Source organism: Bifidobacterium tissieri (assembly GCF_002259645.1).
Taxonomy (GTDB): domain Bacteria; phylum Actinomycetota; class Actinomycetes; order Actinomycetales; family Bifidobacteriaceae; genus Galliscardovia; species Galliscardovia tissieri.
This window is the reverse complement of record NZ_MWWV01000012.1, coordinates 97607-111344: the sequence shown is the minus strand read 5'-3', so window position 1 is coordinate 111344 and position 13738 is coordinate 97607. Positions and strand designations below refer to the sequence as shown.

Genomic DNA, 13738 nt, shown 5'->3' with positions numbered 1-13738 from the left:
ACGAGCGTCGTTGGTATCCGCGGGTTGACTCCGCCTTGGACGTTTGGCTTCGGTCTCTTCTTATTGGGGAAGTGAGAGAGCCCAGCAGTTTTGTGGAACTCTCTGCCATGGTGGTGACTCGTAGCATCAGTTATATCTGATGAGCATCAATATGAATTTCCTGACGACTGACAGTGGATGATTCGGGAAGAAATCGTCGAATCGGCTGTCTTCGGAAAGATTCATAAGGATGCCGTGCCGGTAATTGGCGTCGTAGGGGTCGCAAGACCATCCTTGCCCTTGGTTATCAATCCATCCATGCCGTCGTGCGAATTCGTAGACCTGCGCTTCACGAATCCCGGTCGTGCCCGCTTCATTCGCGAACCCCTGAACGTGCAATACGAAACCAGGACAGTCAGGGTGCAGGGTTAGGCCGTATTGCACTCCCTCGGATTGTGAGACTGTCTTGACGATGCTCCAAATGACGTTCCGCTTGGCGTCGGTGGTACCACTGACGACCTCGATCAGCCCTTGATCGTCACCCAGCGCTTGGTGGATCCCATCTTCCACAGCCTGTACATCGCCGAACGGCATAGCGTGATCGGCTGGTATCGGCTGCAGGAACAACACATATGCCGATTGCTCCATTTGGGTGGCGTACGCCGTCATCTCTGGCGGATCGTCCGGCATGCGATTCAATCTGCTGAACCCTTGCGGGATAGCGACATTAAAGCCGCCAATCGGAACTGTCTGCGTATCCATATCCGCCCCCCTACTGCCATAGTAGTTGTATGAATACATGATAATTCGGAACGTCGATGTTCCAACAGTTTGGGCGTAACGACGAATTCGGCTGCTGGCTTTCGTCCTATGAGACTTGTTCCAATTACACGGACGGCTTACCAGTCTTCTTCCTGCCGGTCTTTTTGGCCTCATCCTCTGTCTTCTTTGGCTGATCGTCCGGCTTGACTGTCTCATCCTCCGTTCCTGCAGTGCCGAGGTGAACCGCACCTACGTTGCCGACCGGCTGCTCGATCGTCTTGCCAAGTCGGAGAAGAAGGGCACTCCCAAGCAGCTGAGCGACCAGTGCGCGAAGGTCGGCATATGACTGCTCGCTGCGACCATCCGTACGTGGATCCACCAGAAACGCCTCGACCCGATGTGAATGGTCACGTCACCCTGTGCGACATCGTGCCATTGATGTGCCGAAGAACCGGTTAAAAACGGCAAGACGGCCTCGCTCTCCACCATGAGAGAGCGGAGCTGCAGTATGGGAAAGTTGTGATAAGTCACGGACGACTGCCTGAAAATGGCTTGATTTGAGGTGTGTCACGTAGTTGTCGTGTCTGGTCGTGTCCGAAAGACGTGTCTGGAGGGCAAGAGGGGCTCATGCGATAACAAAAAAGCCCGGAATCATTGAGATTCCGGGCTTTCTGGTCGGACCGGCGGGATTTGAACCCGCGACCCCTTGTTCGGTTTTGGGGTTGTTTCGTTAATTATTGTGAGCTTCGTTAGTCTCGTTTTCGTTGATGTGACGCGGTTTCCGGGCTCTTGGCAAGATTCGTTGATTGCCGCTGATTTCGCCACTTTCGGGGGTCATCGTGTCTGAATCGTGTCTGAGTCACAGACACGATGACGAGCATCATTCCGCGGCTGAAGCGACAAGATGACTGAGGAACAGCGGGCCAGATGCTTCAGACGTCAGAGTGTGGTGTCATACGGCCGCGAGCATCGTTTCGAGCACGGCAGTCTTCGATGGCTTGCCGAATCTCATCATCGGTAAATTCCATAGCTGCCATGAGATTGACCGTTGCCTGAATCACGTCGGCACACTCGTCAATCAGGTCATGGCGCTGCTCGGTGGTCTGCCCATGCTGTCCCAGTCCTTGAATGCCTCTACCACTTCGATGACTCTTCAAGCACCTTCAAGGATTGCGGCTTATCCTGATGCAGTAGCTCATCACGGAACGGCTCCACGTCACCAACCCGCAAGTATCTCAATCTGCTCTCTTCACTTCCGTTTACTATCTGATGATTTGCTAAGGCTTGTTCTCCTCGTGAGAGACAAACTTCGCTACAGGTAATACCTCAACAAACCTATAGTTTAGAAAATAGAGCCTTGTCCATCTGCAATTTTCCGTCTATCCTTACTGCTTAGTTTAATGTCATTCCCATCGGGCTGAGAGAGCGCGGTGGGCTCAATATTGACCTCTTGGGGATCAACGATCTCGGCACCTCGTTGCATTCTTTGCAACGCGCCAGTGACAGAAAATACATGTTGCGTCTTATGAGCTTCAATAGCTTTTTCATATTGTTCAGCACTCAGGAAAACAGTAACCGTGTTAGGAACATCTTTACCGAATGTCCTAAGACGAATTTCATGTTGTCCTTTATCTAAAGAATTGTCCAAGCGAACGATTTCACCCACGACTCGCATTGAAACAGGCGATTCTGTCCTTTCAAAGAACTCTTTGGCTTTAGTGACAATTGGCTGCATTTGGGGAGATACGACAAATTCATAAACTTTATGTGGTACCGAATTGTCAGAGGAAGCAAAAGATACAGTCACAGAAGATTCATTGGTATCAGACATCTGGGATATTGCATCAAGAAGTTCATAGGATACTCCCTCTTGAACCGCCTCATCAAAAACATTATAAGAGCTATCGGCATCATTATTCTTAATAACTTCGGAAACACTGCCATCAACCGCTTTTAATGCTCGCGTGAGAGTATCGGTAACAGCGCGACCAATAATAACTTTTTGCTTGTCTGCCGTTTTTTGTGAATCAGACACTTCAAAAGCATGATTTGAGGGCACATAAGCTGTAACTATATAACTGCCAATCTGAGTCTGTCCCATAAATGAATCCCGAAGAACGGAGTCCTTAATTTTGTGATTCGCTGACCCAAATCTCTTTTGAGTAGATACAGCCGCTTTAGCCGCGGAGCCAAGGAGTCCCTCGGCGCTGGTGATCAAATGACTGCCAGCGGACCAGCTAATCAAGCCGCTTTTTGCGCCAGTGTCTTCACGTAGAACAATCGGATCATACGCCTTGAAAATTACTTCCTTTACAAACGCGCTTGCTTGATCGTACTTCGCGCCGTACATATTTGAGAGACGATTAAGCACGCCGTCTATCTCGGCATCGTAATCGGTAGCGTTCCTGTTTTTGGGCACAACAAGGGCAGAAGAAATACCTTCAGCTTCTTTATCTCTAGATGGAAACCAAAATTCAGCTTGATTAGATTCGAGTATCCCTTTTACCCAATGCAGCTCGTCGAACAGTGCATATAGGAGATCAGCGTGTGAGATCGTCATAGCTTTTCACCCGCCCTTATCTTTCCAAAAATAGTACATAACGCGACGTCGTCGAATACTTGCGATCTTGGCGCAGAAACTATAACGTCATTCTTACCGGCAACTGGAGCACGTCCCTGAATCGAGACCCAATAACATCTATATCGTATCTTTGAATATTCATCATCTGCTTGATACCAATTTTGCATATCAGGGTCAACGTCCATGATCACGATAATCATAGGGTAAGCCGGATTATCTATTCTGAATTGATCATATCTGTCGTGGCTAAGTTTGGCAGAGATTCTTGTCCTATCAGAGTTCCATCGATTTTTCCTTGAAGTAGCTTTTAGCTGTATACGCAAAGGACCGCATATTTCTTGCTTTTCAGGACATTCATGCGTTAACAGCAGGTCTACGCCGTTGTCAACTTCGGGTTTTGACATATTACAACCGGCCGCCGCCACTATCGTTTTGACCAGCCCGATTTGTAACTGTTCTTTCAAATCCGACTCCCTGGACGGCATGCCGCGATGTATGTCAAGATCTACATAAGATTCTTGCGCAGCAGTCAGGTCAGTCATGATTGCGTATTTTAAAAGTCTGACGGCATCCTGTCTCCTTTTTTCCACTCCTCGGACAGGAGGGGCGTTTTTAGAACATGCGTTCGACGGTTGTGGATGTCAAGCGAATACTGACAAGTTGCTCCTCTGGGACCAATGTCAAGGCTGCGTCATTCCGGGCGCTCACCGATTGAAGCTCGTATGATTGAGCCATAGCGCGTCAACGAGGCAAGCGAGGTTCCGTATGCTCAGTATGTCAGACACACCCATCGAGCGGTTTGCGCCGGTGTTCGCCAGACTCAACACCCCCGTGGCGTTTCTGGTGCCGACCCCGACCGGTTACAAGAAGTCGATCATGGACGCCATCGCGCCGGTGAGAGAACTCCTGTACGACGCCCACGTACACGATTACCAGCTTCAGCCGCAGGGCACCGAGAACAAGCACGTCGTCCCCGCGTTTCTGGTTAAAGCCGACGGACTCGTTGAAACGCAGGCTTCCCTGTACCGCCCCACCACGAAACACGGGGATCCGCGAATCTGGTTCTACGATCTAAAGAAGCACTGCCGCCCCTGCAACCTCCTCGCCCTGACCGTCATCGACGAGGCGATCTACGTCTTCAACCTCTCCGATCTTGACGTCGCCGAATCCCTGCTGAAGCGGGACTACGCGTACAGCATCCTGCAGACCGGCGATAAGAGCAGCGTCATCGAACAGCAGCTCCTCTCCCTTATCCGCAAGATCAACGAGGCAGGCCCGCAACGCTCCATCACCCCCGGAGACCCCGGCGTGGGCGACACGCTGGAACACGCGCTCGGTATCCAGCGCAACAACTCCAAGAACCCGGATTACATGGGCATCGAGCTAAAGGCCACGCGCCTGAGCCGTAACGGCAAGATACGCACCCCGACCCGTTCCACCTTGTTCTCGCAGGTGCCGGATGCGGGACTGTCCTACAGGGAGATCGTCGAGAAGTACGGCAAGATGCAGGTGCCGCGCGGATCTTCCGAGGCGCGTCTCCAGCTTTACGAGACCTTCAGGGTCTCCCGCCCCAACGCGTACGGGCTGGTGCTGGACGTCAACGAGAACGCCGACCGTCTTGATATGGAGTATCAGGATGGCGACAAGCGCAGTTACGTCGCCTCGTGGACGATGAAACTGTTGAAGGAGCGACTGCGCACCAAGCACCCCGAAACCTTCTGGGTGGGGGCGACCTCGGAGATGGTTGACGGCGTTGAGTACTTCCGATACGTGCGTGTGATGCACACCAAGAATCCCAACGCGTCCCTGCTGGGCCCTCTGATCGAGACCGACAAGGTGACGCTGGATCTCGCCGCTCACTTCGACGCTGACGGCAAGTGGCGAGATCACGGCGTCCTGTTCAAGATGGATAAGAAGGACTTCCCGTTGCTCTTCTCGGATCCTGAGGAGTTCGTGTTCTAGAGCAAGGACAGTATCGAGGACACCACCTTCCCCAATGCGCGTCCGAGCAGCGGCGGCACGGCGTTGCCGATCTGCGTGTATTGGGGAACCTGATACCGTCTGCGTTCGCCGCCGGTCGTGGCGATGCCGCGGAACTCGAACGAGTCCGGGAACGACTGGATGCGCGCCATCTCCCTCACCGACAGCGTTCGAGGCTCGCAATAGTGGGCCACGTCGTCGGGAATCGACAGAGCGGCTGGTGCCGGCAGCGTACTGACCAGTGCCCGTTGGGAGAACTTCCGTGTCGCCATGCCGGCCAGATAGGCGACCATCTGTCCGGCATCGGCCGGCAGCCCGTTCCCGTATTCCAGCAGATCCCAACCAGCCAACGTTCTGTACGTCTCGTCAGAGATGTCGGTCTTCTGACCGCGCATGATCTTCTTGATTTCGTCGCCCACCTGCTTGGGCGAGTTGGCGATAACCTGATAGACGCGGAAACGGGCCTTCACCTTGGGCGTGCTATTGGGATGGCGGAGATTCTGCATCTCCTTGCTGCCGCCTTCCAGATGAACGCCCAGCACGGAGTTGATCTCCTTGACGTACTCGCTTCGCGAGGGGGCATCCTCGTCCTGAAGGTCACGGATGGCGTCGTACACCGTATGCTGCTTGGTGGCGTCACGGAACGCAACCAGCGGGGCGAACACGGAATCGGCCGCCCTCTCGGCGGTGGATTCATCAGTGAGATCCCAGTAATGCCACTTGGCCTTGTCGTATGCGGGATCCTCGGACTTGACCGCCTCGATAAGTCGAACGCCCTGCTCGAACCACGGCGCAAGGCCGTCATCAAGGTCGCCGGTCAGATCCTCCCGGATTGCCAGCATGATGAATCGGGGACGATTCTGGGCCACTCCGGCCAGTCGCGCGTTCAGCAGCACCGGACATGTCGCATACCCGATGTTGGCGAACGCCTTGCACACCTCGAACCACGCGTAATACGTGGAATCATCCAGCTTGAACGGCCGCAGGATGCCCTCGACGTTCTCCAGCAGCACCATGCGGGGACGCTGCGAGTCCACGAACTTCGCGAACTCCCACGGCAGCTGGTTGCGCTGGTTGCCGAACTCGCGACGACCGGCAAGGGAGAAGCTCTGGCACGGCGGACCGCCCGAGACCAGATCCACTTCTCCGTGCACCAGCGCGCTTCCGCGATGCTCGATGAACGCGTTGAGACGACGGATGTCGCCGACAATCAGGCGCCCCTCGAAATCGTCGATGCCCGCCAGCTCGGGCATGTCCGTCTCGGGGCGCTCGAACGGGTTGTCCACCAAGCGTTCGGACACGACATCGGATGCCGAGTCAATCCACAGCACCTTGCGATCCTTGGGATCGGTCTGCTGGAACTCAGGGGAACGCATATCGACGTTCATCAGATTCAAGGCAAAGGTCTCGGCGGGCATGGAGGAAAGCTCATTCGCCATGACCTCACGGAAACCGGCCGCACGAAGGCCCAGACTGAGCCCGCCACAACCGGCGAACAGCTCGATGAAGGTAGGGCCGCTGCCTTGTGTCACCTTGATGTCTCCTTTGCTTGGATTTGCACGATGGGTCATCTTACCGCCCCCATCCCCTATTTCTCGGCAAGGAGACGAAGAAGCGCCTCTTCGAGAACGCTCTGCATCGTCATGTCATGCTCGGCGGCGTAGATTTTCACGGCTTTGCGGGTGCTGCGACGCATCTTCAGCGAAGTGGTCTCCCACGGGTCGTCTTTGCCGTCTTCGCGTGTGCCCTGATGTGCTTCCATGCCAAACTCCTTCAAATAGTAATACTATACTACTTTACTACCAATATGGGACATGAAGACGGCCTGTCGAATACAATGAACCATATGTCAAGCTACGGAATGCTCGGAGACTACATCGAGAAGATCGCCTCCAAGGAACTCCAACCCGTCGACGTTGATCCGAAACGAAGCAACCAGCACGAGATAGGTGGCGTCACCAAGGCCATGCTGCCAGTTCTGGGAGACATCGATCGGAAGGCAACGGAAGGCAGCGGAATCCCCACCGTCGCCATATATCTATCTGATGACGATGACCCCGTTGCCGAGGACATCGTTACAAGTTGGTACGACACCAGACGCAGCAACCCGACACGAAGCGCGGAATGGCGCCTGTACTATCAGGCATGCACGCCGATGAAACTGGCATCAGCCGGCGACACCTTGTATTGCGGATACATGAAAGATGGACGTCTGCTACTTGCAATCACGGCTGCTTCGAGCAGCGTGGACGCACAGATGCGCTGGCTTTTCGGCATCAAAGACCTTGACGGCAGATTCAACGTATATGACCGGACGCAGGCATCTGTGGATGTATTCGCAGTGCAACTATTGTCGCTGCTCGGATTCGAGCCACAGCAGAAGGACGAGCTCCTTCTTGAAGATATGCTTAACCGATGGAACTACAGTTTCCCGACGGGACGTGAGTTCGCCCAATACGCGGAAGACTCCCTGACCGACATCGATCCTGAGGTGGATGACCCGGACGACGTGGTACTGGCGTATTACGAACGTGAGTACCATCTGTTCCGAGTGCTAGAGGAAGCCGTCGTCCAGCATGAATATGAAGAAACTCCGTTCGTTTCCGTTGATGGAAAGATCAACGTTCCCCAATTCACGACGTTCTACAAGCACGTTCGTAACCGACGCATGAGCCGCGCCGGTACGAGTCTTGAGCAGCATGTTCAGCGGATTCTGGAGGCCCGCGGGATTCGGTACGCGCCGCAGGCGGTGACCGAGAAGAAAAAGAAGCCAGATTTCCTGTTCCCCGGCGTAGAGGAGTATGCGAGCAAACATTACCCGGCACGGTTTCTCAGGATGCTTGCCGCCAAGACAAGCACCAAGGACAGGTGGCGGCAGGTATTAGACGAGGCCGACAGAATCAATGAGAAGCATCTCCTGACCATTACGCCGTCTGGCATATCCGTCGAGCAAAACAGGCAGATGGTGGACAAGAAGCTACGGCTTGTCATGCCCAAGAAGATCCGCGACACTCACCCCGCAGAGGTGCAAGGCAATACCATTCTGTTCTCTGATTTCATCAAGAGAGTAAGCGAGATACCAACGCTGGCAGATCTCGGGCTTGGTGATTAGGTGGATTGCTGGGGACAAACCAGCAATCCACCTAATTCGCTCACCTAATCGGTATGGCGTCTTTGCTCAGCTTGCCGCTGAACGCCTGATTCACGAGCGTGTAGACGGCTTGGGCGACGCCGATGACGCCAGTGAGGACGATGCCCCAGCCGTAGCCGTGGAAGCCGTTGGTGGCGGCGATGGCGATGACGCCGAGCAGGACGCTGACGCCGAGACTGGTCAGGCCCACGTAGTCGGCGGGGATGTACTTCTTGAACGCCTGCACGAGTGCGGGTGCAACGAGGGCGACGATGCCGGCCGCGAGGGTGGTCGCTGCGGAAATATCCATGCGTGTTCTCCTTGGGTTGTTCGGATATGGAAGCGGCGGCCTCCGGCGTGGTGCCGAAGGCCGCAAATTGGACGGCGGCTTCAGTAGCGCAGCTGTTGTCCGGGATGGATGAGGTTCGGATTCTTCAGGTTGTTGAGTTGGGCGACGCGCTGCCAGCCGGATGCGCCGAAGATGCCGCTCAGCGTCTCGCCTCGCTTGACGACATGGATCCGCGCGCCGGTGCCGGTGTTCGCGGACGGTGTGCCTTTGCCCTGGTAGGTGACGGTCTGGCCGGGCCATATGCGGTTGATGTTCCCGCTGGGTACTCGCCATGCGGTCACGGGCCAGAGTCCGGTGCGTGCGGCGATGCCGCTGATCGTATCGCCGGGACGCACGACCACGCTGACCCCGTTGCCGGCGTTCGGCCGGGACGGCTGCGGCGCGGGATTCGGCTTCGGCGTAGGTGTCGGTGCGGGCGCGACCGTGTGGCCGCTGGGGTTGGCGTACTTGTTCCACTGCGCGGCGTCACCGCGGAAGTAGTTCAGGTCCAATGGCCCGGCGTATCCGTTGATGCGCCCGTTGGACGTGTACTGTCGCATAGCCTCGCCATAGCGCCCGTAGTTCCATGGACGCGTCTGGTAGCCGGTGGCGTTGTTGTTGGCGTACTGGGCGACCCACAGACCGCAATGGGCGCGCACATCGCTGGGAATCTGCCACAGGTAGGCGGCGCTCGTGTAGACGAGCGGCCATACCCCGGTGCGCGCGTGCACCCTGTTGACGAACACGCGGATCCAGTTGGAGTCGCCCCATGCGCTGTTCTGGTAGCTTTCCCAGTCGAGCACAAGCACCGCGGATCCCAAGTACGGGCGGATGGTGTTCACGAAATGGTCGGCTTCTGCCGTGGCGTTGCCGCCTCCGGCGTAGTGGTAGAAGCCGAGACTCTTGCCCCGCTGCCTCACGCACTGCGCCTGAGATGTCATGTAGCCGTTGGTGAAGCCGGTGCCCTGAGTGGCCTTGACGACGGCGAAATCATAGTCGGCGGTGCACGTGACGGTCGGAGACTGCCAGCCGGACACGTCGATGCCACGCATGTCGGCCATCGCGCTGGGCGTGACCGTGAGCATGGCGAGCAATAGCGCCGTGATGGCGAATAGTCGGTGTGTGATCCTGGACATGCCTTTGTCCCTCTCTTACGAGGAAAGCCCCACTGCGATCTGGCGTCGCATGGGGCTTTCCGGTTGTGACTGTTCGGTCTGTTCTGTTGTTCTTCAGTTATGAGGGCGACGATGCGACGGGTAGTTCCAGTCGTCGGTGTCGAGCCGGTGCCGGTAGTCGTCCTCCAGCTGCTGGACGCGCACGTGGCCGGGCCCGTTGCCGCCGCGCTCCGTGTACGCCTTGCCGGCGTCCAATTGGTGCTCGTGCTGCATGCGGCTCGTGGTGGGAAGGAACAGGCTCTGCCTGTAGATCTCCAGTTCGAGGCGGCGGATGGTCGCGGATTCGGCGATGGCCTGTTCGAGGTTCCTGCGCTGGTCGATGCGCCGCAGCAGCCACGAGACCAACGAGGTGACGGCACCGCTGCCGATGACGGCGCAGGCGACGAGTATCAGCGGTTGCGTAGTGGAGGGAGTCATGTCGGCCTACTTCATAAAGCGGAGTCCATAAAGGTTGCCGTCCTTGACGGCGATGCCCGTGTCAAGGGTGATGAACAAGGCTTTGGGATTCACGGTGCTGATTTCCATAGTGCAGGCTAGGTTATGGAGCGTCTTGTCGGTGATGTCCACCACGTACAGGTGCTTGTACGGCAGGATGCCGGTCGTGCTGGCCGCACGCCGCAGATAGAACGAGAACTCGGTGAAGTTGCCGCCCAATCCCTTGTGATAGAGCACGCAGTTGAAGGGGTATTGCAAGAGATTGTCCCGTACGCCGAAGAACGTTTCCTCGTCCGCATACAGGTGAGCAGACATTATCGCGAATTGTACGGTTTTGCCATTGGTCCGCTCGATGCTCTGTTCTTTGTCCAGAGCGGTGAGGCGCGTGACCTGGGCGGCGGTAATGATGCCGGCTTGGGTGCTACTTGCGGTTCTGACCGTCACCGTGCCGTCCGATGCCACGGATAGCGGCTGTGTGGTCGTGCTCGTGGGGATTTTGACGATGCCGGCGGTGGTGCTGGTGGCGATCGGCACGTTGCCCGCTCCGCCCGGCTCTCCGGGGTCGCCTTTGTCGCCTTTCTCGCCTTGTTTGCCGCGTGGCAGTCCGAGGACGATGGTGATGTCGCCGTTCGTGTCCGTGCCGGTCGTGACGGTGGGTGTGGCGGTGTCCAAGGCGGTGGCGGTGACGCTGCTGATCTTGCTGCCGCGTGGGATGCCGAGGTTGAGTTTGCGTTTCAGTCCGGTGCCGGTCAACGCGCCGGTGGCCTTTTTTGTTGGGGTGAGCGTGGTGACGGTGCCGATGTCGATGCTGGCGGTGTCGATCAGTTCCTGCGCCTTGCCGATCGTCTCGTGGAGATCCTTGAGCGGGTCGGCGATCTCGGGGGCTTTGGGGTTGATGCGGGAGGGTTCGATGATGACGGGGATGTTGCGGCTGGCGATCACGTGCCAGTCGGCGTCCTCGATCTCGATGCCCACGACCATGCGGTCGGACGCCTGCTGCAGCAGCGCCGTGGGCACGGGTGTGGTGAAGCTGACCTGATGGACGCCGGTGGCGTTGTCGGTGTTGTTCTTCTTGCTCATGTCCGCGTATCCGCCGCCGCTGGATGGATCCGTGGGGTCTCGGTTCCATGTGAGTCTTGCTGACAGGCCGTTGAGGTCGTCCACGTCGTCGCCGCCGTTGGTGATGTTGAATTTGAGGATCCGCCCGTCCCGGTCGCCGGCGTTGAGGCGGATGGGTGGCGTGTAGTCGTTGGCGAGGTCGAGGGTCGTCTCGATCGTCCGGTACTGCTCTATCTCGTAGGCCATGCATGGTTCCTTACTCGCTGGGTTCCTGTTTGACGAACGTGCCTTCGGTGAACGTCCACGTGCCCGACGCGTCCGTGAGGATGATGGCGTCGCCGAGGGTGATGGCGGTGTCCCCGTGGTGGAACGTGACGCCGGACGTGGATTGGCGTATGGCCTGCGCGTGCGCGTCCGCGATGGTCGCGGCCTTGTCCCAGTCGGCTTGGCCAGCGGTGACGGTTTCCGTGGTCGCATCCCATTGGGGTTGCCGGGTGGTCAGTATCGCCGCGGCCGCGTCCCACGAGGATTGCTTGGCGGTGAGTGTCGCACCGGTGCCATCCCACGTGGCGGCCTTCGCGTCGAGCGTGTCTGCCGTGGTGTTCCAGCGGTTGCCGTTGTCTACGACGGTCTGGGCGACCTGATCCCATTTGGAGGCGTTCTGGGTGATCTGCTGGCTGCTGGTGTTCCATGCGCCCGCGTTCGCCACCACCCGGTCGAGACGTTGTTCGGCGTTGCGGTTGGATGCGGTGAACCGTTCGATGATGTTGCCGATTGTGATGACCGTGAGCGCGGGGTCGAGCAGGTCCTCCTCCAGTTGGAGCACGCGGCCGGACAGGCGTAGGTCCGGGGTGAAGGTGGTGTCCACGAGCAGCACGCGGTCGCCGAGGGCGACGCCGGTGGTGTTCATGCCGGCGTGGGTGAAGGTGAGCACGTCGGCCTCGTAGCTGACCGTGGGCGTGCTGCGCCGTTTCAGTTCCGCGCGGGTTTCGTCGAGGAGCTGCTGCTTGTCCTCGCAGTCGCCGTTCTCGTAGATGCCTTCGGCCGGGTGGATGCCCGTGGTGGTGATCTCGCTGATGGCCACGTCGTCCACGTAGATAATGGCGGTGGGGTTCTCGATCCAGACGCGGATGGCGCTGCATATGCGGTGTGTGGTGAACCGGCGCGTGGTCTTCGTCCATTGGCCGGTGTTGGTCAGCGGGGCGAGGGTGATGGTGGAGGTCGGATATATGTTCACGTTCTGCGACACCTTGAGCGTGAGCGTGGATCCGGCGGGCCCGTGCGTCCAGAGGGTGAGCTGGTATTCCTGGTCGCCTTTGACGTCGGTGTGGTCGCAGATCGCGGCCGTGGCGCACGTGTCGGTGTCGGTGCCCATTCTGAGCATGACCTTGCCCTCGTATGGGGTCACGTCGCCGTCCTGTTTGACGAGCGCGTCGAGGAACGCGCTGGTCGGATTGAACAGCCATCCGTCGCCGTATTTCCTCTCGAATCCGCCGCCCGTGACGAGGTTCTTGCCCATGGTGCTCACGCTTGGGCCGGGCAGTCCCCACAATGCGGTGGCGGCCGGATCCTCGACGTAGGGCTTGCCGTTGTTGATGTCGGAGAAGTCGATGCGTCGCCCGTAGCCGCCGGTCTGGTTGCCGTCCTCGTCGGTGGTGGGCAGTCCCTTGCCGTACCCGTAGAGGCGGGTCTTGACCCCGGTGGCGTCCACGGTTCGCGTGATGCCCTTGAGGTCGTGTCCGTACTCGAACCGGCGTGGTGTCGTGCTGGTCTGGTCGCCTTGGGTTTTGACGAGGCTCAATGCCCGGTCGGTGACGCGGGTGTGGGCGGCGTCCATGAGGTAGCTGGCGGTGATCTCCAAGCCGAAGGCTTCCGCGATGGATTCCACGGCTTCGAGCACGCTCACGTGGTAGAAGCTCAGGTCGGCGGTGGTGGTTCCTTCCACGGTGCCGACCGTCCACCGTGTGCCTTCCAATGCCTTGGCGAGGCATTGCGCGGCCGTGGCTCCACGGTTGCGTTTGTCTTCGATGAACGTGTCGTCGAGTTCCTGGACGCTGCCCTTGCATACGAGGCTGGTGATGATCCGCGTCTCCTCGCGCCGGTGCTCGGGCGAGACGACGATGGCTTCCTGGAGTCGGCCGCGTGGGTCGGTGAACACGAGCCGGTCGCCCTTGCCGATGTCGCTTTCGCCGGTGGCGGTGACCTCCAAGGTGCGGGTGCCGTCCACGCCGCTGGTCCATGTGGCGGACGTGATGCCGGTCAGGTCGGGTTTCGGCTGGTCCCACCGGTCGAAGCATGCGAAGCGCATG

General features: G+C 58.0%; 13 protein-coding genes. 2 read left to right on the top strand and 11 right to left on the bottom strand.

Features of this window, described 5'->3' with window-relative positions:
* Positions 1 to 126 precede the first annotated feature (126 nt).
* The 4 genes from BTIS_RS08600 to BTIS_RS08585 form a co-directional block, all read right to left on the bottom strand.
* Positions 127 to 741: a hypothetical protein gene (locus BTIS_RS08600; RefSeq protein WP_094664561.1), complete on the bottom strand. Its 615-nt coding sequence runs from the start codon at positions 739 to 741 to the stop codon at positions 127 to 129.
* 124 nt (positions 742 to 865) lie between these two features.
* A complete protein-coding gene (locus tag BTIS_RS11880) occupies positions 866 to 1120 on the bottom strand; it encodes a hypothetical protein (RefSeq protein WP_094664559.1) in 255 nt (84 codons plus the stop codon).
* Between the two features lie 963 nt (positions 1121 to 2083).
* Positions 2084 to 3301: a hypothetical protein gene (locus BTIS_RS08590; RefSeq protein WP_094664557.1), complete on the bottom strand. Its 1218-nt coding sequence runs from the start codon at positions 3299 to 3301 to the stop codon at positions 2084 to 2086.
* On the bottom strand, positions 3298 to 3864 hold the full coding sequence (locus BTIS_RS08585) for a DUF4365 domain-containing protein (RefSeq protein ID WP_094664555.1): 567 nt from the start codon (positions 3862 to 3864) through the stop codon (positions 3298 to 3300). The genes BTIS_RS08590 and BTIS_RS08585 overlap by 4 nt, the downstream gene beginning before the upstream one ends.
* Positions 3865 to 4096: 232 nt before the next feature.
* Between BTIS_RS08585 and BTIS_RS08580 the strand changes: the two genes are divergently transcribed.
* Complete coding sequence (locus tag BTIS_RS08580) at positions 4097 to 5284, top strand: MvaI/BcnI family restriction endonuclease (protein ID WP_158216881.1); 1188 nt, start codon at positions 4097 to 4099, stop codon at positions 5282 to 5284.
* Here BTIS_RS08580 and BTIS_RS08575 read toward each other — a convergent pair.
* Together BTIS_RS08575 and BTIS_RS11875 are read right to left on the bottom strand one after the other, a co-directional pair.
* Complete coding sequence (locus BTIS_RS08575) at positions 5281 to 6834, bottom strand: DNA cytosine methyltransferase (RefSeq protein ID WP_158216880.1); 1554 nt, start codon at positions 6832 to 6834, stop codon at positions 5281 to 5283. The two genes, BTIS_RS08580 and BTIS_RS08575, sit on opposite strands and share 4 nt — an antisense overlap.
* A 56-nt stretch (positions 6835 to 6890) precedes the next feature.
* Positions 6891 to 7064 (bottom strand): hypothetical protein, encoded by a 174-nt coding sequence (locus BTIS_RS11875; protein WP_158216879.1) that lies wholly within the window; start codon positions 7062 to 7064, stop codon positions 6891 to 6893.
* 84 nt (positions 7065 to 7148) lie between these two features.
* Here BTIS_RS11875 and BTIS_RS08570 point away from each other — a divergent pair, with 84 nt between their 5' ends.
* The gene (locus tag BTIS_RS08570; protein WP_094664549.1) at positions 7149 to 8414 is read left to right on the top strand and encodes a type II restriction endonuclease; all 1266 of its coding nucleotides are present in this window, start codon (positions 7149 to 7151) and stop codon (positions 8412 to 8414) included.
* A 40-nt stretch (positions 8415 to 8454) separates the two neighbouring features.
* Here the strand turns inward: BTIS_RS08570 and BTIS_RS08565 are convergent, their stop codons facing one another.
* From BTIS_RS08565 to BTIS_RS08545, 5 genes are all read right to left on the bottom strand, one after another.
* On the bottom strand, positions 8455 to 8742 hold the full coding sequence (locus tag BTIS_RS08565) for a hypothetical protein (RefSeq protein ID WP_094664547.1): 288 nt from the start codon (positions 8740 to 8742) through the stop codon (positions 8455 to 8457).
* 80 nt (positions 8743 to 8822) lie between these two features.
* Positions 8823 to 9896: a GH25 family lysozyme gene (locus tag BTIS_RS08560; RefSeq protein ID WP_094664545.1), complete on the bottom strand. Its 1074-nt coding sequence runs from the start codon at positions 9894 to 9896 to the stop codon at positions 8823 to 8825.
* A gap of 93 nt (positions 9897 to 9989) precedes the next feature.
* On the bottom strand, positions 9990 to 10352 hold the full coding sequence (locus BTIS_RS08555) for a hypothetical protein (RefSeq protein ID WP_094664543.1): 363 nt from the start codon (positions 10350 to 10352) through the stop codon (positions 9990 to 9992).
* Between the two features lie 6 nt (positions 10353 to 10358).
* On the bottom strand, positions 10359 to 11675 hold the full coding sequence (locus tag BTIS_RS08550; RefSeq protein WP_094664541.1) for a collagen-like triple helix repeat-containing protein: 1317 nt from the start codon (positions 11673 to 11675) through the stop codon (positions 10359 to 10361).
* Between the two features lie 10 nt (positions 11676 to 11685).
* A complete protein-coding gene (locus BTIS_RS08545) occupies positions 11686 to 13737 on the bottom strand; it encodes a phage tail spike protein (RefSeq protein ID WP_094664539.1) in 2052 nt (683 codons plus the stop codon).
* Between the last annotated feature and the right edge of the window lies 1 nt (position 13738).